The organism is Denitratimonas tolerans (genome assembly GCF_037203605.1).
GTDB classification, from domain to species: Bacteria; Pseudomonadota; Gammaproteobacteria; order Xanthomonadales; family Xanthomonadaceae; genus Denitratimonas; species Denitratimonas tolerans.
In genome coordinates, this window is sequence record NZ_JBBDHC010000001.1 from 207,310 (window position 1) to 233,782 (window position 26,473).

General features: G+C 68.4%; 15 protein-coding genes. 9 read left to right on the forward strand and 6 right to left on the reverse strand.

Annotated elements, in window-relative coordinates:
* Window positions 1-54: 54 nt before the first annotated feature.
* Both WB794_RS00910 and WB794_RS00915 read left to right on the forward strand, forming a co-directional pair.
* Window positions 55-333, forward strand: coding sequence for a Trm112 family protein (locus tag WB794_RS00910; protein ID WP_337333951.1), 279 nt, complete (start codon window positions 55-57; stop codon window positions 331-333).
* Window positions 330-2,504 (forward strand): DUF1631 family protein, encoded by a 2,175-nt coding sequence (locus WB794_RS00915; RefSeq protein WP_337333952.1) that lies wholly within the window; start codon window positions 330-332, stop codon window positions 2,502-2,504. The genes WB794_RS00910 and WB794_RS00915 overlap by 4 nt, the downstream gene beginning before the upstream one ends.
* Before the next feature lie 401 nt (window positions 2,505-2,905).
* On the opposite strand, the gene WB794_RS00920 is transcribed toward WB794_RS00915, so the two are convergent.
* Complete coding sequence (locus WB794_RS00920) at window positions 2,906-10,885, reverse strand: GEVED domain-containing protein (RefSeq protein WP_337333953.1); 7,980 nt, start codon at window positions 10,883-10,885, stop codon at window positions 2,906-2,908.
* 677 nt (window positions 10,886-11,562) lie between these two features.
* Here WB794_RS00920 and purD point away from each other — a divergent pair.
* Window positions 11,563-12,870, forward strand: coding sequence for a phosphoribosylamine--glycine ligase (gene purD / locus WB794_RS00925; protein WP_337333954.1), 1,308 nt, complete (start codon window positions 11,563-11,565; stop codon window positions 12,868-12,870).
* Window positions 12,871-12,886: 16 nt separating this feature from the next.
* Here the strand turns inward: purD and WB794_RS00930 are convergent, their stop codons facing one another.
* The 3 genes from WB794_RS00930 to WB794_RS00940 all read right to left on the reverse strand — a co-directional run bounded on the left by WB794_RS00930 (window position 12,887) and on the right by WB794_RS00940 (window position 16,228).
* Window positions 12,887-13,327, reverse strand: coding sequence for an NfeD family protein (locus WB794_RS00930; protein WP_337333955.1), 441 nt, complete (start codon window positions 13,325-13,327; stop codon window positions 12,887-12,889).
* 8 nt (window positions 13,328-13,335) lie between these two features.
* Window positions 13,336-14,352 carry an SPFH domain-containing protein gene (locus WB794_RS00935; RefSeq protein WP_337333956.1) on the reverse strand — a complete coding sequence of 339 codons (1,017 nt, stop codon included), beginning with the start codon at window positions 14,350-14,352 and terminating at the stop codon, window positions 13,336-13,338.
* 94 nt (window positions 14,353-14,446) lie between these two features.
* Entirely contained in the window at window positions 14,447-16,228 is a 1,782-nt protein-coding gene (locus WB794_RS00940) for an ABC transporter ATP-binding protein (protein WP_337333957.1), read from the reverse strand.
* A 138-nt stretch (window positions 16,229-16,366) separates the two neighbouring features.
* Between WB794_RS00940 and WB794_RS00945 the strand changes: the two genes are divergently transcribed.
* Window positions 16,367-16,906, forward strand: coding sequence for a pseudouridine synthase (locus WB794_RS00945; RefSeq protein ID WP_337334024.1), 540 nt, complete (start codon window positions 16,367-16,369; stop codon window positions 16,904-16,906).
* Between the two features lie 144 nt (window positions 16,907-17,050).
* Window positions 17,051-18,277: an alpha/beta hydrolase family protein gene (locus tag WB794_RS00950; RefSeq protein ID WP_337333958.1), complete on the forward strand. Its 1,227-nt coding sequence runs from the start codon at window positions 17,051-17,053 to the stop codon at window positions 18,275-18,277.
* Window positions 18,278-18,297: 20 nt separating this feature from the next.
* Here the strand turns inward: WB794_RS00950 and WB794_RS00955 are convergent, their stop codons facing one another.
* Together WB794_RS00955 and glmS are read right to left on the reverse strand one after the other, a co-directional pair.
* The gene (locus tag WB794_RS00955; RefSeq protein WP_337333959.1) at window positions 18,298-19,716 is read right to left on the reverse strand and encodes a DUF3089 domain-containing protein; all 1,419 of its coding nucleotides are present in this window, start codon (window positions 19,714-19,716) and stop codon (window positions 18,298-18,300) included.
* Between the two features lie 191 nt (window positions 19,717-19,907).
* Window positions 19,908-21,740 (reverse strand): glutamine--fructose-6-phosphate transaminase (isomerizing), encoded by a 1,833-nt coding sequence (gene glmS / locus WB794_RS00960; protein WP_337333960.1) that lies wholly within the window; start codon window positions 21,738-21,740, stop codon window positions 19,908-19,910.
* Window positions 21,741-21,933: 193 nt separating this feature from the next.
* On the opposite strand from glmS, the gene WB794_RS00965 reads away from it, so the two are divergent.
* Genes WB794_RS00965 through WB794_RS00980 form a run of 4 tightly spaced genes read left to right on the forward strand, consistent with a single transcriptional unit; the run spans window position 21,934 to window position 26,463 of the window.
* The gene (locus WB794_RS00965) at window positions 21,934-23,214 is read left to right on the forward strand and encodes an efflux RND transporter periplasmic adaptor subunit (protein WP_337333961.1); all 1,281 of its coding nucleotides are present in this window, start codon (window positions 21,934-21,936) and stop codon (window positions 23,212-23,214) included.
* Window positions 23,215-23,217: 3 nt separating this feature from the next.
* Window positions 23,218-23,910: an ABC transporter ATP-binding protein gene (locus WB794_RS00970; RefSeq protein WP_337333962.1), complete on the forward strand. Its 693-nt coding sequence runs from the start codon at window positions 23,218-23,220 to the stop codon at window positions 23,908-23,910.
* A gap of 2 nt (window positions 23,911-23,912) precedes the next feature.
* Window positions 23,913-25,235, forward strand: a complete 1,323-nt coding sequence (locus WB794_RS00975; RefSeq protein WP_337333963.1) for an ABC transporter permease — start codon at window positions 23,913-23,915, stop codon at window positions 25,233-25,235.
* A 13-nt stretch (window positions 25,236-25,248) separates the two neighbouring features.
* The gene (locus WB794_RS00980; RefSeq protein ID WP_337333964.1) at window positions 25,249-26,463 is read left to right on the forward strand and encodes an ABC transporter permease; all 1,215 of its coding nucleotides are present in this window, start codon (window positions 25,249-25,251) and stop codon (window positions 26,461-26,463) included.
* The last annotated feature ends 10 nt before the right edge of the window (window positions 26,464-26,473 follow it).

Below are 26,473 nucleotides of genomic sequence, written 5' to 3' on the forward strand. Positions count from 1 at the left end.
GTAGTGTCTGCACCGCGCTGACAGAATCCTTGCGCAGTTCCTGGAGTTCCGGCCTTGGCCCTCGACCCCCGACTTGTCGAAATCCTGCGCTGTCCGGCCTCCGGGCAGGCGCTGCGCGAGCTGGACCCGCAGCGGCTGGCCGCAGTGAATCTGGCGATCTCCGCAGGTACGGCGCACCGCGACGACGGCAGCGCCGCGCGCGAGGCACTTCGCGCCGCGCTCATCACGGCGAATGCGGATCGGGTCTATCGCATCAACGAGGGCATCCCGGTCATGCTCGCGAGCGAAGCGCTGATGCTGCCGCCCGGAACCGCGGACGACAGCGCCAGATGACCGCCGCCGACGCTCGCGCCATCCTCCCGACGCGCCTGCGCGAGCAGATCCAGGAGCATCTGGCGCAGCCGCTTCACGATCTGCTGGACGAACTGGACGCGCACCTTTTCGACCTCGCCGGGCGCAGCCGCTCGAGTGCGCAGCAGCAGATCTACTTCGACGCGCTGCGGGTGCTGCGCAGCGAGCGGGTGCAGGTGGAGACCGGCTTCCTCGAAGCGGCCGACATCCTGCTGGTTTCCAGCGACACGGCACCGCAGGCTGGCGTCCAGACCGGACCGCTGCGCCTGGTGGACAAGGACGAGCAGGAAGAGACGATGGCCCTGGAGAGCCTCGTCCAGCGCCTGTCCGAACGCCTGGCGCGCCCGCTGGAGGTGCTGCTGGCCCGGCTGGCCAATCTGTCGGGCGTTGCCGCTCCCGGGAATCCGCAGGACAGTGCGATTTCGCCGCGCGGCCTGAGCCGCCTGTTCCGCGAGGCCATCGAGCCGCTCGAACTCCACATCGAAATCCGCCTGATCACGTTCGGCCTCTTCGGCCAGCACGTCCTGCGCGCCCTTCCGGGCCTCTATTCCCGCCTCAACCGCATTCTGGCCGAGGGCGGCATCCTGCCGGACCTGTCCGAGAGCGAACCTTCGGCGCACCCGCGCGTCACCCGGCCGGCGCGGCGCAGCGCGCGCCACCGCATCCCGGAGCCGGGCGCGCCGCCGGTTCCCGCGTCGCGGCCGGCACCCCGGCCGCCGGGCACCGTGCCGGACGGCAACGACGCGCGCCTGCGCGAACTGCACCGGCTGCTGCGCGCCCGCGCGATGGCGGCCGCCGATGCCGGCACGGATACCCAACAAGCGCAGCCGCTGAGCGTCGGCGCACTTGACGTCGCGCTCGACCGGCTTTGGACCTTCGAAGGCGATCCGCTGACCTTCAAGGCCCACCTGGTCACCTCGGCGCGCCTTGTGAGCGGCCAGGAGGGCGCGGTGCTTTCCAGCGAGCACGAGGACATCATCGACCTCGTCAGCCTGCTGTTCGCGCGCGTGCGCAGCGACCCGAATCTGCCCGGGCCGATGCAGCGCCTGCTGTCGCGCCTGCACGTTCCGTTCCTGCGCACGGCGCTGGCCGATCCGGGGCTGCTCCACGCCGAGAGTCACCCGGCGCGCGAGCTTCTGGACGAGCTGGCGACGGCCGCGATCGGCTGGTGTCCCGCCGCCGACGCCGGCGAAAACCTGATCAAGCAGGTCGCCGTGATCGTCGAGAAGCTCGCCTCGCACCACGCCAGCGGTCAGCCGATCGAATTCGGCGGCGGCATCGATGCGCTGCGCCAGTTCGAGGACGCGCACCGTCGCCGCGCCGACATCGCCGAGCAGCGCGCCATCGAAACGGTGCTCGGGCGCGAGCGCCTCACGCTGGCGCGCAACCGCGTTGCCACCCTGTTCGAGCACGAGCTCGAACGACACGAGCCGATCCCGTGGGTACGCCAGCTGCTGCGCGGGCCGTGGTCCAATCATCTGGCGCTGCTCTGGCTGCGGCAGGGCGAAACCAGCGCGGCGTTTGGCGAGGCGATCGCGTTCGTCGAAGAACTGTTGTGGGCCGATGATCCCAGCGCCTTGCGCACCGACCCGGTCCGCCTCGCCCGCGCGCGCGAGTGCCTGCCCGACCAGCTTCGCCAGGGCCTGACCGGCGTCACGCAGTACGAGAGCGAGATCCAGTCCCTGGTCGCGCGACTGCAGGACTACCTGGACACCCAGATGCGCGGCGACGATGCGCCCGATGTGATGTACGAGGCCGATCCGGGCCTGGCGCAGGCGGACTTCAGCGCGCAGTGGCGCGAATCCCTCACCGATGAGCTTTCCACCCGCCCCGAGCCGGATGCCGACACCCTCGGCCTGGTGCGCTCGCTGCCGGTCGGCACCTGGATCGAGTTCCGCGCCATGCAGGCGGGAGAATTCGAGATGGAACGCGGCAAGCTGTGCTGGACCAGCCCCTACACCGGCCACGGCCTGTTCGTGAACCGCAACGGCGTGCGGCTGCGCGAGTCCTCGCCCGAGGCGCTGGCGATGGACCTGCAGGCCGGCCGCGCGCTGGTCATCGACGACAGCCGGCTGCTGGAGCGGACGCTGCGCAGCCTGGTCGACGAAGTGCAGCACGCCGTGGAACTGCCCGCGCGCATGGGCGAGGGCTGAGCCGGCGCAAGGCCGCGCTTCGGCGACCCGGCACTTTCCGGATTCAACGCAGATCAGGATGGATCCCGGACATCGCTGCGCGATTGCGGGATGACGGCGCGGGCTGCCCTGCCGTCGCGACGCGGCGGGGATCGGTCGTGGCCTGGGGCCATCGCGACGGGTATCCGTCGCGGCATGGTCCGGTCGCGACATGGCCGGCACGGGCCATGGGCCGATTGCGACAGGATTCCGGCGGGATCCGCTGCGCGGGCTCCGTCCTGCTCGAATTCGACCCGGCACCTCGGGCGGCGGCAACGCGACGCGGGTGAGGCCGCCCGCGCTCCGGGCAATTCAGGCTTTCGCACCAAAAAAGAGGCCTCCCGGAAGGGAGGCCTCGAAAGGTGTTGCCTGTCGGGTGCCGATCAGGGAATCGTGATCGCGGCACCGGCGCTGTTGTAGCCGTATTCCAGCACCTGCGCGGGCAGGCCGCCGGGCGAGACGGTCGTCATTCTGATGTAGCCGTAGTTCACCTGGCTGGTGGAGGAGTTGATGAAGGCAAAGCCGAGGTAACCATCGACTCCGCCGACCCAATTCACCAGCTTCAGGGACGCGGCGCTGATGGTGGACGCCGGGCCCACCGTGGCACCGCTGCCGAGCACGGCGAACTCGGTGCCACCGCCATCGACCACGCCGCCCACGCCCGTGAACACGTCGCCGTACCAGTAGACGGACAAGGTACCGTCGCCGTAGTCATACAGATTGACGTTGTCACTGCGACCCGGGTCGTAGGTGCCCCAGAGGCCGGCGGCGAAGTCCATCGTGAGACCGTCGCCATCGCCCAGCGCGACGGGCAGGTTGATCATGCCCGTCACGATGTTCGGATCGACCGGCGGATCATCGCCCTCGAAGCCATCGGAGAAGATCGCCGGCGGCAGCGGGGTCACCGTGAAGGTCACCGGAATCTCGAACTGCGGCGCAGCCAGGTCGTTGGTGTTGACGCACAGCAGGGCCTGGTGGGTTCCCACCGCGAGGCTCGCCGCATTCGCCGTGACCGTGACCGCCACGCTGCCCGGGCCGTTGATGGTGCCGCTCAGCGGCGCCGCCGACAGCCACGAGATGGCGCTCGGCGAACCGCAGCCGGTGCCCGGCGGGCCTGCCGCCACTTCGATCGCGCGGATGAACATCGACTTGTAGTCCGGGAAACCGTCCGCCGTCGCGCCCCAGGCACCGCCGCTGTACGAATAGCCGCCGGCATCGACCGCCGTGGTTTCGTCCGAAGCCAGATACAGCCCGCTGACCGTCTCGGCATTCCACTCCAGGCCGATGTAGACGCTGCCGCTGGCGATGTTCAGCCCCATGCCGGAGATGTCGATCGCTTGGAACGACTGATCCAGTGCGCTGCTGATGTTGTTGGCCGTGGCGCTGACGCGACCCAGCTCAGTACCCGGCGCACCACCGGCACCGTCATCGGCGAACACCACCACCTGCACCGGCGCGCTGGTCAGCCCGGCATTGGTCAGAAGCGAGACGCAGACCGTGCTGTAGCTGGCCGGATACGCGGACGGGGTGAACTTGTCCACGATCTTGGCATCGGTACCCGCGGTCGTATTCCAGCCGTAGCCGTTGTCCGGCGCGCCGTTGCCGTCGTGCACCACCAGGCCCGGCGTGCCGACGTCGCAGAGCGGGTCGTTGGCCAGGATGGCGTTGCCGAGCTGCGGCAGGTCACCGCCGCGGGCGTAGGCACCGATGAGGTCGTCCTGCACCGCGAACGGCAGGGTGCTGCCGAGCTTGGCGGCGCGTGCGGCCAGAGACTCGACCGTGGCGCGCGTCACCGACTCGCCGCGCATCGACTCCGGCGTGCCCTGTGCTTCGGGCAGCGCGCGGGTGATGTTGAAGGTCAGTCGGCCAGGACCCACGTTGCTCACCGTCAGCGTCCCGGTGTCGGACGTGCCGACCTGCGCCGTGAGGCTCAGGGAGATCGGCGACACCTGGGCTTCAGGCTGCGGCAGCGGGTCGTTGTTGACCGTGAGGGTGTAATCCTCGGCCTGGCCGTAACCGGCCGTGTTGCAGGGATCGGCCGCGGTATTGAACTTCTTGATCACGCGCATGCGGGTCGTGCCGAGCGTCGCCGTGGCCGGAACCACGATGCTGCCGGTCGCCTGCTTGCCGTCGGCACCGGTGGAGTTCACCAGGTCGCTGAGGTTGTACATCTCGCCCGCATCGGCGAACGAACCGTTCTGGTTCCAGTCGATGTAGGCGCGCACCTTGGTGGTGTAGTTGCCGCCCGTGTTGCCTTCGACCGCGATGTCGTACAGACCATCCAGCGACACCACGCCGCCGGTCACGGAGAGGAAGTTCTCCAGCGCCGGGCTGCCGCCCACGGTCGGGTCGCTCGGGTTGTCGATGCCGGTGAACACCACGCGGCTGATCGGCTCCACGGCGCTCGGGAAGGCGACGTTGCAGTACGGTGCCGGGAAGATCGCGTCGAAGTTCGCGATCACCGAGCAATCGGCCGTGACCGGAGCCGTGGTGAACACGTTGCCGGCCAGGGTGCCGCCGCAGGTGCCGCCGACGGTGCCGAGCTGGTAGCCGGCACCCGGGGTGAGCGTGAACGCGGTGGTGCCGTTCTCGTCCACGATGACGGCGGTGCTCGGCGAGATCGCGCCGTTGCCGGCACCGACGCTCGGGGTCACCGTGAAGGTGGCACCCACGGGCACGACGTCCAGCGCCACGGGCACGGCCACCATCGGGTTGGCCGGGTCATTGCTTTCCACGCAGATGTTGCCCGCGTAGCTGCCGATGGCCACACCGGTGGAATCGAACGTCATGGTCACCGCCGTGCTGCCGGCAGCCGCGGTGGTGCCGGTCGCCGGGCTGGCGGACAGCCACGGGATGCTCGACAGGTAGGTGCAGGCCGGGGCACCGCCCGCAGGGGTTCCGTTGACCTGGAACGGGTAGTCCTGCGCAGCCATCGAACCGCCATCCGTTGCCGCCACCCAGGCCGTACCGTCCCACTGCAGGGCGTTGGCACCCGGCTTGCCGGTCTGGCCAGACAGCGTCACCGCCGGTGCCCACGGACCGGAAGCCAGCGAGCCGCCGAGCTGCCAGTCGACCCAGTAGGTTCCCTCGGGCAGGATCGCGCCCACGCTGATGTCGACCGACATGATCGGGCGATCGGCGTTGGTGAGGTCCGTATCGAGCGTGCGATAGATGCCGCTGAACGCGGTGGCCGCCAGGCGGTTGGTGGTGGTGTCGCCGAACACGATGTTGCTGCCCGCGGCACCCGGCACACCGTCCCAGATGCGCAGGTTGGCTGCATTCATCGTGGAGGTCGTGGTCGAGCCGGTCTGGTAGGCGAATACGGTGATCGCATCGACCATCCAGCCGCCCGCGGGAACCGCGAAGTCATCCGCGACGCGGAAGCCGCCGGACACGCTGACATTGGAGCCGTAGCCGGTATTGCCCACTGCGGTCTGCAGCGCACTGGCGTCGGCACCGCCCGCGCCTGCACCGGCGTTGGTGGTCAGCGGACCGTTGTCATGCAGTACCGCCTCCGGAGCCTGCGGCAGGAGCAGCTTCACCGCATCGCCCTGCGCCGGCGCGCTGCCGCGCACCGCCGCGCCCACCCGTTCCTGGGCCGCCTGCTGCACGCGCTCCACCACCGGCATGGCCGACAGCGGACGCGGCAGGTTTTCTTCCTTGATCGTCCAGTTCAGGTCGCCGCCACCGCTGTTTCCGATGGTGAGCGTGTCGGTGGTCGTCTGGTTCGTGTTCTGCGAGACGCTGAAGCCCGCCGCCGGGGTGACCCCGATGACCGGATCGGTACCCGCCGCGTTGATCTCGAAGTTGGCCACGACCGTGCAGTCCGCCATCACCGCATCCGTGGTGAAGGTGTTGCCCGCCAGGGTGCCGCCGCAGGTGCCGGTGACATCCAGGATGTGGTAGCCCAGCGCGGGGCTCAGCGTGAACGCCGCCGTGGTGCCCTCGTCCACAAGCTGCGGGGTGTCCGGGGTGATGGTGCCGCTCGGGCTGCCGACGCTCGGGGTGACCGTGTGCCTGGGAATGCCGCCCGGAATGGTGATCGCCGCACCGGTACTGTCGAAGCAGTAGTCGCCGATGACGGCCGGATAGCCGTCCGGGGCCACCGTGGTCATGTGCGCGTAGCCGTAGCAGGCGCTGGCGGTCGAGCAGGCGAACCGGAAGCCGAGATAACCGTCGGCTCCGGCGCGCCAGTTGGTGGCACCCGTGGTGGCAGTGTTGAAGGTCGACGCCGGGCCCACGGTGTCACCCGGGTTCAGCACCAGCCAGGTACCGCCGGTGGTGGCCGATGCGACGCCCGCGTTTCCGGTCGAGGAGTTGGGCCAGAAGAAGGAAAGCTGAGTGGCGCCATACGGGTTGAAGTTCGAGCCCGTGATCGATCCGGTGTCGCTGAAGGTGTTGTCTTCCCAGCGCACATAGGTGCCGTCGAAGGTCTGGGCAACGGAATGGCTCTGCGAGAAGCAGACCAGGCCGCCGGCGGGCGGGGCCACCGTCAGTTCGACCGGCACCTCGACCTGCGGATTCACCGGGTCGTTGCTGTTGACGCACAGGAGGCCGCTGTAGGTGCCGACCGCCAGACCGGTGGAATCGAACGTCACCGTCACCGTGGCGTTGCCGCCGGCGGCAATCGTGCCGCTGCCGGTATCGACGCTGGCCCACGGCAGGATGTCGCCCGCGGTGCAGCCGGAGACCGGCGGCGCGCCGGCGTCGAGCGAGACGTCGTCCACCATGAAATTGGTGACATCCGTCCCGGCGAACGAGGAATCGAACTTCAGGGTGTGCACGGCGTCGTCGGCATAGGCCGAAACGTCGATGACCACCTGAGCGTAGCCCGATGCGTAGGCAGCCACATTGTCGGCCGTCACGCGGAACACCTCGTTGCTGTCGATCAGGACCGCCATGTAATCCGAGGCATCACCGCTCGTGGCCGACACGTTCAGCCAGAAGCTGAGGGTGGCAGGACCGCCCGCGCTGATCGTCAGATCCTGCTGCACGGAGGCCGTCTCGACGGCGGCGATGCCGCCGAGCCAGGTCCACCACGTACCCGTGCGCGGGCCGAGGCCCCCGCCGGTACCGCAGAGCGCGGCGGTGCACAGCGGGCTGCCGAAATTCAGCGAAGCGACCGTCCAGAAGGGATTCGGATCGCCCGCCTCGAAGCCGCCGTCCTGAACGACTTCGGCCATCGGTGCCAGGGCCCAGTCGCGCGGTGCGGGCTGGCGCGGCGTGGCGAGGCGCGGAGACATGCGCTCGGCCGTGCCGGTGCCGGTGCCGCGCGGCAGGCCTTCCTCGATGCCCCAGTTCAGATCGCTGCCGCCGAGGTTCTCGATCAGGAGCGTCTGGGTCGTGGTCTGGTTGGTTTCCTGCGAGGCGCTGAGGCTGGCTGGAGTGACGTCGATGATCGGGTCGCCCGGCACCACGATCGCCTTGAAGTCGGCGATGACGGTGCAGTCCGCGGTGACCGCGGCGGTGGTGTAGACGGACGTGCCGGAATCGAGCGTGCCGCCGCAGGTGCCGCCGACGGCGTCGATCTCGAAGCCCGCATCAGGCGTCAGCGTGAAGGCGGCGGTGTCGCCGTCGTTCACCGTCTGCGCCGTGTTCGGCGAGATCGCGCCCGAAGGCGTGCCGACGCTGGGGGTGACGGTATGCGTGACCGGCGGCGCGCCGCAGGTATTGGCCGGCGAGGCGGAGTTGCGCGGTGCGGGAGTTGCCGTAATGAAGTCGGCCGCGTTGTCGTTGGTGTCGATACAGCCATCGCCGGCGCGGAACGCCGCCAGCGTCGCACTCGTAGCGGGTGCCGCAGCGGTGCCCTCAAAAGCCTCGCCGGTACCGAAGCCAACCAGATCGACGACCTGCGGGTCGCTCGCACACGCGGCCTTCTGACAGGCCAGTGCGGTGGTGACATTGGCCAGCGCGAGATTGCCGTTCGTGCCACCCGGGCTAAAGCTTGTAGAGGTCTGATCAGGCGTCACCGGCATGGGCGCGCCATTGGCACCCGAACCGAGTTGAACCAGGAAATAGCTGTGCGCGCCGATCGTGCCCGTCAGGTTCACCCTGCCGGACCAGTTGGTGCCTGCGGGACTCGCATACTGCACCGACATGCCGGTGAGCGCGACGGCGCTGCTGCCGGGGTTGAACAGCTCGACGTACTTGGCGTTGAAGGTAGCGCCAGTATTGCCGCCGCCGCCATAAATCTGGCTGATGCGCACATGGGTCGAAGCCGGCACCGCCTTGAAGTTGGCGATGACGGTGCAGTCCGCCGTGACCGCTGCGGTCGTGAACGTGCCGCTCGCGAGCGTGCCGCCGCAGGTGCCGCCGACGTTGTCGATCTCGAAGCCCGCGTCGGGCGTCAGCGTGAAGACGATGGCATCGCCGTCGTTCACCGTCTGCGCCGTGTTCGGCGAAATCGCACCCGAGGGCGTGCCGACGCTGGGGGTGACGGTGTGGGTGACGGGAAGCGCCTTGAAGTTGGCGACGACGGTGCAGTCCGCGATGACCGCGGCCGTGGTGTAGACGGAGGTGCCGGCATCGAGCGTGCCGCCGCAGGTGCCGCCGACGTTGTCGATCTCGTAGCCGGTGTCGGCCGCCAGCGTGAAGGTGGCGGTGGCTCCATCGACCACCGTCTGCGCCGTGTTCGGCGAGATCGAGCCCGAAGGCGTGCCAACGCTGGGGGTCACGGTGTGGGTGACGGGTGGCAGCGAGCCGTCACACTCGTATGACGGGGTGTAACTCACGTCCAAGTCGTCGACATCGTAAGTCCGGGCTGCCGTCTGGCCCGTGCCAGAGGTCTGCGACAGGACAAAGTTCTCGACATTGTTGAAGCCCGTGGTTCCACTGCCGTTCGTGGTTTCGTAAATCTGCGTGCCATCCTTGCAGATGCGAACGTTGTCGGTCGCGCGGTCGACAAGCAGCTTGATCTCGAAATACGTATCCAATGGCCAGGTCTCGCCTGTCGGCACATACGACGAAGCAGACCAGTCCACCGTCTGGATGTCGCGAGAGGCGGCACCACTAAAGCGGATACGAGTAGTCACTGCCGCGTTTGCCGGATCCTGCGGCGTAAACTCGAGGTAGGCACCTGCGTCACTGATGCGGATGTTCGCGCTGGCCGAAATGTAGCGCGTGGTTCCCGCCGCGAAGTTCGGAGACAAAGCGAACGCACCGCCAGAGGTCGTGGAGGTCAGACGGTAGTGCTGGGAACCGTTGGCCGGATTGACACTGGAAATGACATTGGCCGTACTGTTTGCGTACCAACTCTGCTGTCCATTGATGGCGCCGATCGTGAACGGCGACTCGAAGCCGGTAGCCACCCCGGTGGAGCCACTGTCATCCCAGCCAAAGAACGTGGCAACAGCGGAAACGCTGCCCTCTGCCGTGGTAAGCGGTCCCGAGGACACCACGGAACTTCCTGCCGTGGCAACGGCCACGCTGGCGCTGACGACACAGCTTGTTCCCGGCGCAAGAGTCGCACCCGTGGCAAGCGTGATCGTGTCACCACCGGATGCTCCGGTCAGCGAGCCTGCGCAGGTCGTCGTGGCATCAGCCGCAAGCGTCATGCCGGCGGGCAGGCTCGTGACGAAGTCCGCTGTTGTCGTTGCCAGGGCATCGGTGGCATTGCTGAGCGTCAGCGTCAGCGTCGTGCTCGCCGGTACCGGTCCAAGTTCAGGCGCGAAATCCGCCGTGAGCAACGGCGGGGCGGGCGGAACACTAGCCAGCGGATCCAAGGTCACGGTGTAGTCTTCAGACTGGCCATAGCCCGCGGTGTTGCATGGCAGAAGGCCGCTGAGTGCCGAGACGTTGTAGCGCGTCATTGCGCGCATGCGCGTCGGACCCAGCGTGGCACCGGCGGGAACGGTGATGTACGCCGTGACTTCCTTGGTGTCGGTACCTGTGGAGTCATTGATGGTACCGATCCAGTAGCCCTCACCGGGATCGGTGAATACGCCGTTCTGGTTCCAGTCGACATAAAGCGCGTGGCCATGTGTAAACGCGCCGCCCGTATTGGACTTCATCGTGACCGCGTACGGGGCACCCGGACGCAGCGTTCCCAACACCGCCGTGAAATCCTCGTGCGCCACGGTGGCATTCGCGGCCGAGGCGTTGTCGATGTCGTTGATCTTCACCAGCGTGATCGGTTCCACGCCGCTGGTGTAGGTGTTCGTGCAGTAGGGCGCAATGGCTGCCGGCGCGTTGGGCGCGGTAGCTGCAAGCGAGTCTTCATGGAACTCGCGCGCCGTCACGGCGGTCGACGTGACCTTGTCGAACGAGGCTCCGGTGTCGCCCGTTGCGGCAAAGGCGGAGCTGCCCGCAATGAGCCCTCCGCCCAGCAGCGCCAGCGCGACGGCTGTCATCAATCTGTTTTTCATGCCATTACTCCCCAAAGAGTCTTCAAGTCCAGGCGGCGTGCGGCTCCGCCGAAGGTGTTGCCATCCGGTAACGAACGTGCGCGACCCCTTCCAGCCCCCCTGATCGACCAGGCTACGCATGGTTCATCCGTGCCGGGGATTCAATCAAGGGACTACCGCGTGTTCACTTGCTAGCGTCAACGCAACGTGCGCTGAACGCACGCTTGCACCCCTGACTATAGGTGGTGGTGGCCAGCGAGACAAGCAGGGCGTCACCCGCCGAAAGCAGGCCATCGAGCGCCTGCCGCACGGCATCCAAAGCCGTTTGCTGCAACGCATCAATTCCTTGTTTATTCGGCATTTTCCGCAGGCATCAAGCATTTGGAGGCAGGCCCGCTCCTGCCGGATGGCGACTTGCGCGCAGATGCAGCACGGGATCGGAGCGGCTTCTTGGCGGCCATTCTTTTCCGACGCACCAGACATCTCAGGCTTCCGTCGGGGGCGTAGGTCGGCCCTACGTGGCCGACGTTATCGTTATGGCGTGCTGAAACCTTCCGTCGGGGGCGTAGCCCCGACCTACAATGGCGGTGCCGAAGTTCAATGGCGGTGCCGAAGTTTCGGCCATGGCGGCACGGGCCGCGACGCGACCTTGGCGGCCATTCCTTTCCGACGCACCAGACATCCAGGGGTTCCAGCGCATGAAAATCCTCGTCATCGGCTCGGGCGGGCGCGAACACGCGCTGGCGTGGAAGCTGGCGCAGTCGCCGCGCGTGGCCGAGGTCATCGTCGCGCCGGGCAACGCCGGCACTGCGACCGAGGCCAAATGCCGTAACGCGGCGGTGAAGGCGACCGATCTCGCCGGCCTGCTCGCGCTGGCGCAGCGCGAAGGCGTGGCGCTGACCGTGGTCGGGCCGGAAGGGCCGCTGGTGGCGGGCGTGGTGGACCGCTTCCGCGCCGCCGGGTTGCGCATCTTCGGGCCGACCGCCGCCGCCGCGCGGCTCGAAGGCAGCAAGGCGTTCGCCAAGGATTTCCTCGCCCGGCACGGGATTCCCACCGCGTTCTACGCCGTGCATACCGACGTGGACGCGGCGCTGGCCTACGTGCGCGCCGCTTCCATCAAGAGCGGGGGCGCACCCATCGTGATCAAGGCCGACGGGCTGGCCGCCGGCAAGGGCGTGATCGTGGCGATGACGCTGGCCGAGGCCGAGGCCGCGGTGCGCGACATGCTTTCCGGCAACGCCTTCGGCGACGCCGGCGCGCGGGTGGTGATCGAGGAGTTCCTCGATGGCGAGGAGGCCAGCTTCATCTCGATGGTGGACGGCAAAACCGCGTTGCCGCTCGCCACCAGCCAGGATCACAAGCGCGTGGGCGACGGCGACACCGGCCCCAACACCGGCGGCATGGGCGCGTATTCGCCCGCGCCGGTGGTCACGCCGGAACTCCACGCGCGGATCATGCGCGCGGTGGTGGAGCCGACCGTGGCCGGCATGGCCGCCGACGGCGTGCCGTTCACCGGCTTCCTCTACGCCGGGCTGATGATCGACGCCAGCGGCGCGCCCAAGGTGATCGAGTTCAACGCGCGCTTCGGCGATCCGGAAACCCAGCCGATCCTGATGCGGCTGGCCTCGGATTTGGTCGACCTTCTCGAGGCGGGCATCGATGGCCGCCTCGACGCCGTGGCGGCGCAGTGGGATCCACGCGCCGCGGTCGGCGTGGTGATGGCCTCGCGGCCCTATCCCGAAGCGCCCGTCACCGGCGAGGTGATTTCAGGTCTGGATGCCGTACCCGCTCAGGCCAAGGCCTTCCACGCCGGCACCGCGCTGGATGCGCAGGGCCGGGTGATCGCCAGCGGCGGGCGGGTGCTGTGCGTCACCGCGCTGGGCGACAGCGTCGCGCAGGCGCAGCAGCGCGCCTACGCGGGCGTGGACGCGATCCACTGGAACAGCGAATTCCACCGCCGCGATATCGGCTGGCGCGCGCTGGCGCGCGAGCGCGGCGAAAGCTGAGCGGCCGCACGGCCGCTCAATCCACCGGCACCACGCGCAGGGTCATGGCCTCAGCGGCGACGACGCGCACGCTGGCACCTTCCGGCAGGTCCGGGCCTTCGACCACCCAGTAGGCGTCATCGGCGTGGACCTGGCCGCGTCCGTTGGCGATGGCCCGCGTGAGCGGCAGGATGCGGCCCACCAGCTGGGCGGAGCGGCGGTTGAGCAGCGGCGCATCGTTGCGCTGCTGGCGACGTCCGCGTGCTTTCCAACCCAGGCCCACCGACAGCATCGCCAGGACGGCGAACAGGATGGCCTGCGCGGTGAGGCTCAGGCTCGGCAGGATCCAGTCGACCAGCGCCATGGCGGCGGCGGCGAAGCCCAGCCACAGCAGGAACGCGCCGGGCAGCACCGCTTCGGCGGCGAACAGCGCCAGCGCCAGGCCGGCCCAGAACCACGGAGACGACACCCAGTCCATGGCTCACCTCAGCCCGCGGCCGGCGGCTGCGGCCGGGCCGGCTGCGGCGGCCTCGGCGCGGGCGGCGGATCGGTGGTGAACACGGCGCGCTGCGGGGCCTTGGCTGCCGGCGGGCGCGGCGGCGCGTCCGGCCCGACCGCGCGGGTCAGCTCCACGATGCCGGCCAGCGAGCCGAGCACGCCGGTGGTTTCCATCGGCAGCAGCAGGGTTTTCTGGTTGGGCGAATGGGCGAAGTCCTTGAGCGCCTCCACGTACTTTTGCGCGACGAAATAGTTGATCGCCTGCAGGTCGCCCTGGGCAATGGCCTCGGACACCATCGTGGTGGCCTTGGCCTCGGCTTCGGCCAGGCGCTCGCGCGCCTCGGCGTCGCGGAAGGCGGCTTCGCGCCGGCCTTCGGCATCCAGCACCACGGCCTGCTTCTCGCCCTCGGCCTTGAGGATGGCGGCGGCGCGGAAGCCTTCGGCATCGAGAATGTTGGCGCGCTTCTCGCGCTCTGCCTTCATCTGCCGCGCCATCGAATCGATCAGGTCGCGCGGCGGCTGGATGTCCTTGATCTCGATGCGGTTGACCTTCACGCCCCAGGGGTGGGTGGCCTGATCGACCACCGCCAGCAGGCGCGAGTTGATCTCGTCGCGCTTGGAGAGCGATTCGTCCAGGTCCATCGCACCCAGCACGGTGCGGATGTTGGTCATGACGAGATTGAGGATGGCGACTTCCAGCTCGGCCACCTCGTAGGCCGCCTTGGCTGCGTCCAGCACCTGGAAGAACACCACGCCATCGACCTTCACCACGGCGTTGTCCTTGGTGATGACGTCCTGACTGGGCACGTCGAGCACCTGCTCCATCATGTTCATCTTGCGGCCGATCGCGTCGATCCACGGGATGATGAAGCCCAGCCCCGGCGACAGCGTGTGGGTGTAGCGGCCGAAGCGCTGCACCGTGTATTCGTAGCCCTGGGGCACCGATTTCACGCCGCGGAAGATCGTGATGACGACAAAGGCCATCAGTATCCAGATGAAGATCATGTGCGTGCCTCCCGACAATGGTGTGGGCATTCTAGACGAGCGGACGCGGCGGCTGTGACGGCTCGCGCCACGCTTCGCCACGTCCGCGCGACGCTCACCCTTCCCCCATCTGCAACCGCCACAGCGCGGCGTAGGTGCCGCCGCGGGCGACGAGCTCGTCGTGGCTGCCCGATTCCACGATGCGACCGGCCTCCATCACGTGGATGGCGTGGGCGTGGCGCACGGTGGAAAGGCGGTGCGCGACGATCAGCGTGGTGCGTTCGCCGGTGAGCGCGCGCAGGGCGGACTGGATCGCGGCCTCGGTTTCGTTGTCGACCGCCGAGGTGGCCTCGTCCAGCACGAGGATGGCCGGATCGCGGTAAAGCGCGCGGGCGATGGCGATGCGCTGGCGCTGGCCACCGGACAGCCGGCTGCCGCGCTCGCCCACGGGGCTGTCGACGCCCTGCGGCAGCGCCGCGATGAATTCCGCCGCCTGCGCCAGCTCGGCGGCGCGCGCGATGCGCGCACGATCGGGTTCGGCATCGCCATAGGCGATGTTGTCGGCGATGCTGGCATCGGTGAGGAAAGGATCCTGCGCCACGTAGCCGATGTGGCGGCGCAGGTGGGCCGGATCGAGTCCGGCGATGTCCACGCCGTCCACGCAGACGCGGCCCGATTCGGGCGCAACAAAACCAAGCAGCAGCCGCAGCAGGCTGCTCTTGCCGCCGCCCGTCGGACCGACCAGGGCCACGGTGTGGCCGGCGGGAATCGCGAGATCCACGCCGTGCAGCACCCGCCGCGCATCGTAGGAAAGCCGCACGTCCGCAAAGCGCACTTCGCCGCGCACCAGCTCGGGCAAGCTGCCACTCGGCAGCGGCGGCAGCGGCGCGTCGATGAGGTCCATCACCCGGTTCACCGAGGCCATGGCGCGCTGGTAGAGGTCGGTCATGTCGGCCAGCCGCGTCAGCGGCCACAGCAGGCGCTGGGTCAGGAACACGAGCGCCGAATAGGCACCGATGCCCAGTTCCCCGGACAGCGCCTTCCAGCCACCGTAGAGCAGCGTCGCCACGAAGCCCGCCAGCACCGCCATGCGGATCACCGGGGTGATGGCGGCGGCGAAGCGGATCGCCTCGGCGTTGCGCGCGCGGTAGGTGTCCGAAACCCCGCGCACGCGCTCGAACTCCTGCGCCTCGGCGGTGTAGGCCTTGATCGTGGCGATGCCGGCGAGGTTGTTGTTGAGCCGATCCGAAACCGCGGCGGCGGCCTCGCGCGCGGCGGCATAGCGCGGCGCGAGCTTCTTCTGGAACCAGAACGCCCCGACCAGGATCAGCGGGATCGGCAGGAAGGCGAGCGCGGCCAGATCCGCGGTCAGCAGGAAGAACACCGTGCCGATCAGGCTGGCCGAAACCGTCACCTGGATCAGGTCGTTGGCCCCGGTGTTGAGGAAGCGCTCGATCTGGTGCACGTCCTCGTTGAGTACCGCCATCAGGCGACCGCTGCGCGCATCGGTGACGAAATCCGGCGGCAGCGCCTGCAGGTGCGAGTACGCCGCCAGCCGCAGCTCGTGCTGCAGGTCCTGCGCCAACCGCCGCCACTTGAGCGCATAGAGGTATTCGAACGTGGACTCGCACAGCCACACCAGCACCGTGATGCCGGTCAGCAGCAGCAGCTGGTGCAGCGGCTCGGCCACGCCCATGCGCGCGAGGAAGGAATCGCGCTGGTTGACGACGATATCCACCGCCACGCCGATCAGCGCCTCGGGCAGTACGTCGAACACCTTGTTGAGCACCGAGTACAGCGACGCCAGCGCGGCATCGCGGCGGTACGGTCGGGCGTAACGGAACAGGCGGCGCAGCGGGTGACGGGCTGCGGGAGCGGAGATGGGCGCGGAAGTCATTGCAGCATTTTCCCACGGCGAGGCGATCGATCTCGACTGCTGTCGCTGGAGGTGGCTTGCCTGCGAATGAGCTTCCGCCAAGCTCTGTCTCGCGCCAAATCCCGCTATCGTGACGCATTGTCTTCTGCCTGCGTGCCGATGCTCATCGCCTTCAACAAGCCCTACGGCGTGCTGTGCCAGTTCACCGACCGCAGCCAGCCGCCGCGCCCCACGCTCGCCGGCTTCGGCCTGCCGCCGGGGGTGTATCCGGCCGGGCGGCTGGACTTCGACTCCGAAGGCCTGCTGCTGCTGACCGACGACGGCGGCCTCGCGCACCGCATCACCGATCCGCGCCATCGCGAGGAAAAGTCCTATCTGGTACAGGTGGAAGGCGAACCGGACGAGGCCGCGCTGGAGGCGCTGCGCGCCGGCGTCGCGCTCAACGACGGCCGCACCCGTCCCGCGCGCGTGCGGCGCGTGGAGGCACCCGGCTGGCTCTGGAAGCGTGATCCACCCGTGCGCTTCCGCAAGAGCGTGCCGGACAGCTTCCTCGAACTAGCCATCAGCGAAGGCCGCAACCGCCAGGTGCGCCGCATGACCGCCGCCGTCGGCCATCCCACCCTGCGGCTGGTGCGCCTCGCCGTCGGCCACCACGCGCTGGACGGCCTCGCGCCGGGGGCGTGGCGGGTGGTCGGATAGGCCCCGAATATCGCGGGGCGTTTGTGCCGCGATGCAGGAACGACCTTGATCGCGACAGGGCGTCTGAGAATGACTTGCGTCAATTTCATGGACGCAGCGGTGCGATAGCGTGGCGCGACCATGAGCGGGAAGGGGAAACGGGATATGGACGAGGCGCTGGAGCGAGGCCGGCTGCGGGTCGCTGGATTCACCAATCCGGAAATGGAGTACCAGCTTCTTCGGCAGCTCGGCGCGATCCGCTACGGCGGCGCGGCGCTGGGCGAATGCCTGGGCCTGGCGCAGCAGATCGAAGACGGCAATCCGCAAAGCTGGGTCGACGCGTTTGCAGCCGCGGCGGCGCGCCAGCAAGCGGACGCGGAGCGGCGCGCGGCGCGCGGGCATGCGATCAGCGCGCGCGACGGTTTGCTGGTGGCCTGCAACAGCTGGCGGGCGGCCGAGTACTACGCCGCCGCCGACGATCCGCGCCATGCGCAGTACGGGTTGGCCAGCCGCGACTGCTTTCTGGCCGCGATGCGCGTCGGTGGGCACCACTGCGAGGAAGTCACCCTGCCCTGCGGCAGCCTCGGCCTGCCGGCCTACTATCTGCTGCCAGCCAAGGTGGGAACCGAACCCGGCAAAACGCTGATGATCATCAGCGGCTACGACGGCACGCTGGAGGAAACCTGGCTCGCCTACGGCCGCGCGGCGCTGGAGCGCGGCTACCGCGTGCTGCTGTTCACCGGGCCGGGCCAGATGGACACGCTGCGCTTTCATCCGGGGCTGGAATTCGCGCCGGACTTCGAGCGCGTCGGCACGCCCGCGGTGGACTACCTTCTGGGCCGCGCGGAAACGGATCGCGCGCGCATCGCGCTGATGGGCATCAGCTTCGGCGGCTATTTCGCCACCCGCATCGCGGTGCACGAGCCGCGCATCCGCGCGCTGATCCCCAATTCCCCGATCCTGGACCTGCACGCCTACATGACCTCGTTCGCGGGCTTCGATCCGGCGCGGATGCCCGATGCCGATGACTTTGGCGTGGCCGATCTCGAGCGGATTCCGGAAGACATCATGCCCGTCCAGACGCGGCTGATGTCGCGCAACCTGATGCTGCGCGTGGGCGGCGGCAGCTTCAAGGCCGCCTACCGGCGGCTGCAGGCATTCCGGATCGGGGACGAGGAGCTGGCCGGCCTGCGCTGCGCCTCGCTGGCGCTGGCGGGCGAAGGCGAGGGGCGCGAGCCGATAGCGCAGTACCGGCGCTTTCTGGCCCGGGTGCCGCGCGCGACCGGGCACCTGTTCGGCAAGGATGAAGGTGCCGAGGGGCACTGCCAATCGGGCAACCTGGCGTTTTCCGCGGCGGTTTCGATGGACTGGCTCAACGAGACCTTTGCCTGACCGGGAAACCGGTCGCTTTCTCAGCGCCCGGCGTCCATCACCACCAGCGCCAGCTCGGCGTGGTCGCTGCCGTGGGCGTTGCTGGCGCTGATTCGCAGCGCAAAAGTACCGGCCTCGTACACGGTGCCGTGGATCACGCCGCGCCGCGCATCCAGCGCCAGCCCCGGCGGCAGCCCCATGACCTCGAAGGACACCACCGGATTCCGGACTGCGATCCGATGGTGCCATGGTCTTCCGACCGGTGCCTGCACGCGCGCGGTCGCGCCGAGCAGCGGCTCGCGTGCGCCGTGGCGCAACCGCCAGGCGTTCAGCCGCAGGCGCGCGTTCTCGCGCAGGTCGAGCCAGAAGAGCGCGATGTCGAAGACGTGGAGGTTGCGCCCGCCGAACACGCCGCCGTCGTCGAAGCATGTCGCCGGCAGCACGCCCGGCGAGACGCGCGTGTAGCCGCCCCGCAGGATGGTCGAGACCTGCTGCGGCAGCAGCGCGGCATAGGTCTCCCGGGTGCCGAACGGCACCGCGCCGCGGTGCCGGCGCGCCGGCGTGCGGGCGCGTCGGGCATCCCAGCTCACCGGATTCATCCCGGCGAGCGGCCCGTCGGGCGGCGCGATCCAGCGCTGCGCGGCGCGACTCCAGTACGCGTTGTCCTGCCGCCACTGCGCAATTTCCTCCGGCTGCGCCCCCTCGCCGAAGGTTTGCCAGATGGCCACGCAGCCCACCTGCGACGGACGCTCGCAGGGCGGCAGGCGGATCAGGTCGTCCCGGAAGAATGCGCGCGGGATCGGCTGCCCGGGCAGGTAGGCGGCGACCAGCAGGTCTTCCATCGGCGTGCCCTGGATCGCCTCCAACAGCAGGCGCTGGGCGTGGTTGGTGCCCTGGCTGTGGCCCACCAGAAAGAAGGGGCGGCCCTGGTTGTAGTGCGTCGCGTAGTGTCGGAACGCGGCCAGCACGTCGGCGTAAGCGAGGTTGAGCGGGGCCTGCTGCGCCTGCGCGTCCAGCGCATAGGTCGACAAGGTGATCTGGCGGTAGCGCGGCGCGTACACTCGCGCCACCGCGTTGAACGGCGTGGCCTGGGTGAGCAGCATCAGTTCGGCCATGTGGTTGGCGTCCGCATCATCCAGCGACGCATTGCGCACGTCTTCGCGCATCGCCGTGGTCGGATGCACATAGAACACGTCGGCCACCGCCTGTGCCTGCAGATCGGAAAACCCCGCGCCGCGCGGCGTCGCCATCGCCGCCGACGGATGATCGGGAAGCGCCAGCCAGTGATCGGCCTGACCGTAGTCCAACGCCGCCCCGATCGGCACGTCGCCGCCCTGCGCGTGCGGCGCAGCACCCAGCCATCCGATCAGGAGCCCCACGGCGCACGCACCGCGCAGGCTGCGAAGCCGCCGGCGCGCGGATCGCGCCATCGTGTTCCATCGCGGATCGGGAAGCGTCATCGCGGTCTCCTCGGGCAGGAAGGGTGCGGAACCCCGCGGCGGACGTGGCGATCCCGGCACCGCCAGCTTAGGTGCCAGCCCGCGTCGCGCATAGCGCCGGCTGCCGCGCGGGCTTCGGCCCGGCGTCGGGCCACACCGCTTGCGGCCTTGCGGATCCTGGCCGCAGGTCCGGCAACCCGCCGCCGCAGCGCTTATTCCACCGTCACGCTCTTGGCCAGATTGCGCGGCTTGTCGACGTCGGTGCCGCGCGCCAGGGCGGTGTGATAGGCAAGCAGCTGCACCGGGATCGCGTGCACGATGGGAGACAGGATCCCGACGTGGCGCGGGGTGCGGATGACGTGCACGCCTTCGGACTGGGTGAAGCTGCTGTCGGCGTCGGCGAAGACGAACATCTCGCCGCCGCGCGCGCGCACTTCCTGGATGTTGGATTTCACCTTTTCCAGGAGCGCGTCGTTGGGCGCGATGACGACCACCGGCATGGCCTCGTCCACCAGCGCCAGCGGGCCATGCTTGAGCTCGCCGGCGGGGTAGCCTTCGGCGTGGATGTAGGAAATTTCCTTGAGCTTCAACGCGCCTTCCAGCGCGATCGGATAGTGCGTGCCGCGGCCGAGGAACAGGGCGTGCTGGCGCGGCGCGAATTTTTCCGCCCACGACGCCACCTGCGGCTCCAGGTTGAGCGCGTGCTGCACGCTGCCGGGCAGATGCCGCAGGTCATCGAGCAGCGCCGCTTCGCGTTCGGCATCGACCTGCCCGCGCAGTTTTCCGAGCGTGACCGCCAGCGCGAACAGCGCCACCAGCTGCGTGGTGAAGGCCTTGGTGGACGCCACGCCGATTTCCGCACCGGCACGGGTGTGGAACACCAGCCGGCTGGCGCGCGGGATGGCGCTCTCGGGCACGTTGCAGATCGACAGGGTCTTGTCCTGTCCCTGCGCCTTGGCGTATTTGAGCGCCTCCATCGTGTCCAGGGTTTCGCCGGACTGGGAGATGGTGACGATGAGCTGTTTCGGGTTCGCCACCACGCGGCGATAGCGGTATTCGCTGGCGATGTCGACGGCGCAGGGAAGACCGGCGAGCGCTTCGATCCAGTAGCGCGCGGTCAGGCCGGCGTAATAGCTGGTGCCGCAGGCCAGAACCTGCACCGAGTCCACGTCGGCGAGAAGCCGCGCGGCGTCCGCTCCGAACAGCACCGCGTCGAACCCGCCGGCATCGACGATGCCCTCCACGGTGTCGCCGATGGCGCGCGGCTGCTCGTGGATCTCCTTCTGCATGAAGTGGCGGTACGGGCCCAGCTCGAGCGAGGCGAGCGAGACATCGGAGACGTGCACCTCGCGCGTGACGGGCGCATCGTCGGCATCGAACACCCGCACCGCATCGCAGCTCAGCTCGGCGGTGTCGCCCTCCTCCAGGAAGATCACCCGGCGGGTGGCGGAAACGATCGCGGAAACGTCGGAAGCGACGAAGTTCTCGCCGTCGCCCAGGCCGACCAGCAGGGGACAGCCCACGCGCGCGGCCACCAGGGTGAAAGGATCGCGCCGGTCGATCACCGCCAGCGCGTAGGCACCGTGCAGCTCCTTCACCGCCTGCTGCAAGGCGCCGATCAGGCTGGCGCCCCGCGCGCGGTGGTGGTGGATGAGGTGGGCGATGACTTCGGTATCGGTCTGCGATTCGAACCGGTAGCCAAGCGCGATCAGGCGCTCGCGCTGCGCCTCGTGGTTCTCGATGATGCCGTTGTGCACCAGCGCCAGCTCGCCATGGCTGATGTGCGGGTGCGCGTTGGATTCGGTGACGCCGCCGTGCGTGGCCCAGCGGGTGTGGCCGATGCCGAGGTGGGCGATCAGCCCTTCGGCCAGCGCAGCGGCTTCCATCTCGGCCACGCGCCCGGTGCGGCGCACGCGGTGCACGTCCTCGTTGGCGATCACCGCGATGCCGGCCGAATCATAGCCACGGTATTCCAGCCGCTTGAGGCCATCGACCAGCAGGGGAACGACGTCACGATGGGCGATGGCGCCGACGATTCCACACATGGAGCTTCTCAAGGGCGGGACGGGGCGGGAAGTATCGCATGCACCCCGTCCGGGGATTGTGGCAAACGTCCGGCCGGACAGGGCGGACAGCGGGCGGGATATAAAAAACACTGCAAAAACAAATGGCTGCGGCGGATAAATGGTTGGCATGCATCCTGCCTTATGAACAGGAGTATCCCGATCCGAGCCCTCCATGATCCGTGACACTTCCGCCCAAGACAGCCTGCGCAGCCCGCTCGACATCCGCCGCCGCACGCGTCGCCGCTGGCTGATCCTCGCCGCTGCGGGCCTTGCCTTCGTGCTGGCGCTGGCATGGCTGGTGTCGGGCTGGTCGACTGGTGGCCGTTCGGTTGATGCCTCGCGTCTGCGCATCGCCACCGTCACCCGCGGCGATCTGGTGCGCGACTTGTCGGCCGAGGCGCGTGTCATCACCGCCAACAGCCCCACCCTGTACGCCATCGCCGGCGGCACCGTGCGCCTGGACGTGGTCGCCGGCGACGCCGTAAGTGCGGGACAGACACTGGCCAGCATCGACAGCCCGGAACTGCGCAGCCGGCTGGTGCAGGAGGAATCCACCCTGGCCAGCCTGGAAGGCGAATCGCGCCGCGCCGGCCTGGATGCACGGCTGGCCCGCTTCGAGGCGCGCAAGCTGCTCGACCAGGCCCGGGTGGAACAGACCGCCGCCCAGCGCGACCTGGAGCGCATGCAGCGCGCCTTCGACCTGGGCGCGCTGCCGCGCAACGATCTGGATCGCGCCCGCGACAACCTGCGCAAGGCCGAGATCGGCGTCGCCGCCGCGCGCGAAAGCCACGAGTTGCAGTTGCAGGGCACAAAGATCGATGCCGAGAACAAGCGTCTGCTGGCGATCCGCCAGAAGGCCGTGGTCGATGAGCTGCAACGCCAGGTCGACGCCCTGGCCTTGCGCGCGCCCTTCGACGGACAGGTCGGCCAGGTGCAGGTGGCACAGGGTGCCAACGTCGCCATCCACGCACCGATCCTGAGCGTGGTGGATCTGTCGGAATTCGAGGTGGAAGTGCGCGTGCCCGAAAGTTTCGCGCGTGACCTTGCCATCGGCATTCCCGCCGAAGTGCGCGGCAACGCCGCGATGTACACCGCGAGCGTGGCGGCGGTATCACCCGAAGTGGTCAATGGCGAAGTGACCGCACGGCTGCGCTTCGACGAGGGCGAACAGCCGCCCGGCCTGCGCCAGAACCAGCGCCTTTCCGCCCGCATCGTGCTGGACCGTCGCGATGACATCCTGCGGATCGAGCGCGGCCCCTTCCTGGAACAGGGTGGTGGCCGCTATGCCTGGGTGGTCGAGGGCAGCAGCGCGGTGCGCCGCCCGATCCAGCTCGGCGTGGCCGGGCTCGATGCGGTGGAAGTGATATCCGGTTTGGAGGCCGGCGACCGGGTGGTGATTTCCGGTGCCGACCGCTTCGACAACGCGGACAGGGTCCGCATCACGGGAGACTGAGCCATGCTCAACATGCAAGACGTCAGCAAGATCTATCGCACCGAACTGGTCGAAACCCACGCCCTGCGCGCGCTCGACCTCGTCGTGAAGGAAGGCGAGTTCGTCGCCGTCACCGGCCCGTCCGGTTCGGGCAAGACGACCTTCCTCAACATCGCCGGCCTGCTGGAGGAGTTCACCAGCGGCAGCTACGTGCTCGATGGCGTGGACGTCAAAGGTCTCGACGACAACGCCCGCTCGAAGCTGCGCAACCGCAAGATCGGCTTCATCTTCCAGAGCTTCAACCTGATCCCCGACCTCAACCTGTTCGACAATGTCGACGTGCCGCTGCGCTATCGCGGCATGGGCGCGGCCGAGCGCCGCCAACGCATCGAAAAGGCGCTGACCGACGTGGGCCTGGGCTCGCGCATGAAGCACTACCCGGCGGAACTGTCCGGCGGCCAGCAGCAGCGCGCCGCCATCGCCCGCGCCCTGGCCGGCGACCCGCGCCTGCTGCTGGCGGACGAGCCCACCGGCAACCTCGATTCGCAAATGGCCCGCAGCGTGATGGAGCTGCTGGAGGACATCAACGCGCGCGGCACCACCATCGTGATGGTCACCCACGACGCCGAACTGGCTGCCCGCGCCCAGCGCAACGTGCATATCGTCGATGGCATGGCGACCGACCTGCAGCGTGGTTCGGTGCTGGCCTCGGCCTGACCATGTTTGCCTACTACCTCAAACTCGCCCTGCGCAGTCTGCGTCGTCACCCGGTGTTGACCGTGTTGATGGTGCTGTCGATTGCCGTGGGCATCGGCGCGGCGATGACCACGCTGACGGTGATGCACCTGCTTTCCGGCGATCCGCTGCCGGGCCGCAGCCAGCATATCTTCTACCCGCAGGTGGACGCGCTTTCGACCGATCGCGCACGACGCCAGCCGCCGGACATGCTCGATTACACCTCCGCGATGGACTTGTGGCGCGCCCAACGCGCCGACCGCCAGGCCCTGGTGAACGACAGCCGGATCAAGTTGCAGGCACCGGATACCGGGCATCCGTCGCTGATGACGACGATGCTGTCCACCCACGCCGACTTCTTCCCGATGTTTGCCGTGCCCTTCGCCTTCGGGGGTGCCTGGACGGCCGAGGATGACGAGCGTCATGCGCGAGTCGCGGTGATTTCGGCGGATCTCAACGAAAAACTCTTCGGCGGCGACAACAGCGTCGGGCGAACGCTGCGCATCCGCGATGCCGAGGTCCGCATCGTCGGTGTGCTCGCACCGTGGCGGCCCTCGCCGCAATTCCACACCCTGGCCGGTGGCAACTTTTCGCAGGGCGATACCGCCAGCTTCTACGACACGCCGGAGGATGTGATGGTGCCGTTCCAGACGGGGCTGGAAATCAACGACGGCCACTTTGCCCAGTTCACCTGCAATGCCCTGCCGGCCACGCCCGGTAGCCTGCAGAACACCGATTGCGTGTGGTTGCAGTTGTGGGTGGAACTGGACAGTAACGCGAAAGTGGCCGATTACCGCCGTTTCGTCACCGACTACGCCGCGCAGCAAAAGGCGCTGGGGCGCATGCCGTTTCCGGAGAACGCCCGTCTGTTGTCGCTGATGGAATGGCTGGACTACAACCGGGTGGTGCCACGCGACGTGCGCCTGCAAAGCTGGTTGGCGCTGGCCTTCCTGCTGGTTTGCCTGTTCAACACGGTCGGCCTGCTGCTGGCGAAGTTCATGCGCCGTGGCGGTGAAATCGGCGTGCGTCGTGCGCTGGGTGCATCGAGGCGTTCGATCTTCGCCCAATGCCTGACCGAGGCGGGATTGACCGGAGTGATCGGCGGCGCGTTCGGACTGTTGCTGACCCTGCTCGGTCTTTGGGCGGTGCGCCGCCAGCCGGTGGAGTACGCCGACCTGATACACCTGGACATGCCGATGTTTGTGGCCACCTTCGCGCTTGCGCTGGCCGCCAGTGGGATCGCCGGGCTGTTCCCCGCCTTGCGTGCCAGCCGCATCGCGCCGGCCATGCAACTGAAAACACTCTGAGCGGAGCCGATACATGGACATCAAGCCGATCATCTCCGCACTGCGTCGCCACCGTGTCGCCGCGGCACTGATCACGCTGGAAATCGCGTTGGCCTGCGCGGTGCTGTGCAATGCGTTCTTCCTGATCAACAATCGCCAGGAACTGATGCGCATCGTCAGCGGAGTGGATGAAAGTGCCACCGGCGTGATCGCGTTGAGTGGTTGCGAGGGTTGCGGCAACGCCGACTTCAATGCGCGTGTGCTCGGCGCACTGCGTGCGATTCCCGGACTGCGTGCCGCCGGCACCGCAAACAGCACCCCGTTCGGCCCGCGTGCCGGCTACATGGGTGCCAGCCTCGACCGCGAGCAACAGCACTGGGCTGGCGTGCTGCACTTCTATCTGTTCGATGCCGCGGCGATCGAGGCGCTCGACCTGCATCCGGTGCAGGGCAGCCCCTTTGCTTCCGACGACTTCCAGCCCGTCGAGAACTTCATACCGACCGAGGCTCCGGTGTGGGTCACGCGTGCCTTGGCCGAGCATCTGTGGCCAGGGGAGAACCCGCTGGGCAGGGAATTGTGGAGCGGCGGGCATTTCCGTGTGACCGGCGTGGTGGAAAACTTCGCGGTCACCTCCCCGGGGCGCAGCGAAGAGGGTGTGGCCGGCGCGCAATGGTCGGTGATCGTGCCGGTGCGCGACGATGCACAATCGGGCAGCTACGTGCTGCGCGCCGATGCGCTCGACCTGCCCCGGGTGATGCAGGCCGCGCGCGAAGCGGTGGCGCGGGCCGTGCCCGAAGCGGTGCTTGACCTGCAGCAGAGCCGGGAACTGTCGGAGCTGCGTGAACACTATTTCCGCAGTGACCGCGCGATGGCCTGGCTGTTGATCGGCGTGATCGCCGCAATGCTGCTGGTCACCGCGCTGGGCATCGTCGGCCTGGCCAGCTTCTGGGTGCAGCAGCGCACTCGCCAGATCGGCGTGCGGCGCGCGCTCGGTGCCACGCGCAGCGACATCCTGCGCTATTTCCAGACGGAGAATTTCCTGCTCGCCGGCATGGGCATCGCGCTCGGCATGGCATTGGCCTATGGCGGCAATCTGCTGCTGATGCGCCACTTCGAACTGGCGCGGCTGCCGCTGGCCTACCTTCCGGCCGGTGCCTGCTTGTTGTGGCTCATCGGCCAGGTCGCCGTGCTCGGCCCTGCCCTGCGTGCCGCCGCCATTCCCCCCGCCACCGCCACCCGCAGCGCCTGAAAATCCGAGG

Bases quoted from the DNA above. Each gene is read 5' to 3' on its own strand.
- WB794_RS00980 (WP_337333964.1), top strand. From the start codon at position 25,249: ATGGACATCAAGCCGATCATCTCCGCACTGCGTCGCCACCGTGTCGCC.
- WB794_RS00920 (WP_337333953.1), bottom strand. From the start codon at position 10,885: ATGAAAAACAGATTGATGACAGCCGTCGCGCTGGCGCTGCTGGGCGGA.
- WB794_RS00935 (WP_337333956.1), bottom strand. From the start codon at position 14,352: ATGATCTTCATCTGGATACTGATGGCCTTTGTCGTCATCACGATCTTC.
- WB794_RS00930 (WP_337333955.1), bottom strand. From the start codon at position 13,327: ATGGACTGGGTGTCGTCTCCGTGGTTCTGGGCCGGCCTGGCGCTGGCG.
- WB794_RS00950 (WP_337333958.1), top strand. From the start codon at position 17,051: ATGGACGAGGCGCTGGAGCGAGGCCGGCTGCGGGTCGCTGGATTCACC.
- WB794_RS00955 (WP_337333959.1), bottom strand. From the start codon at position 19,716: ATGACGCTTCCCGATCCGCGATGGAACACGATGGCGCGATCCGCGCGC.
- WB794_RS00915 (WP_337333952.1), top strand. From the start codon at position 330: ATGACCGCCGCCGACGCTCGCGCCATCCTCCCGACGCGCCTGCGCGAG.
- glmS (WP_337333960.1), bottom strand. From the start codon at position 21,740: ATGTGTGGAATCGTCGGCGCCATCGCCCATCGTGACGTCGTTCCCCTG.
- WB794_RS00945 (WP_337334024.1), top strand. From the start codon at position 16,367: ATGCTCATCGCCTTCAACAAGCCCTACGGCGTGCTGTGCCAGTTCACC.
- purD (WP_337333954.1), top strand. From the start codon at position 11,563: ATGAAAATCCTCGTCATCGGCTCGGGCGGGCGCGAACACGCGCTGGCG.
- WB794_RS00940 (WP_337333957.1), bottom strand. From the start codon at position 16,228: ATGACTTCCGCGCCCATCTCCGCTCCCGCAGCCCGTCACCCGCTGCGC.
- WB794_RS00970 (WP_337333962.1), top strand. From the start codon at position 23,218: ATGCTCAACATGCAAGACGTCAGCAAGATCTATCGCACCGAACTGGTC.
- WB794_RS00965 (WP_337333961.1), top strand. From the start codon at position 21,934: ATGATCCGTGACACTTCCGCCCAAGACAGCCTGCGCAGCCCGCTCGAC.
- WB794_RS00975 (WP_337333963.1), top strand. From the start codon at position 23,913: ATGTTTGCCTACTACCTCAAACTCGCCCTGCGCAGTCTGCGTCGTCAC.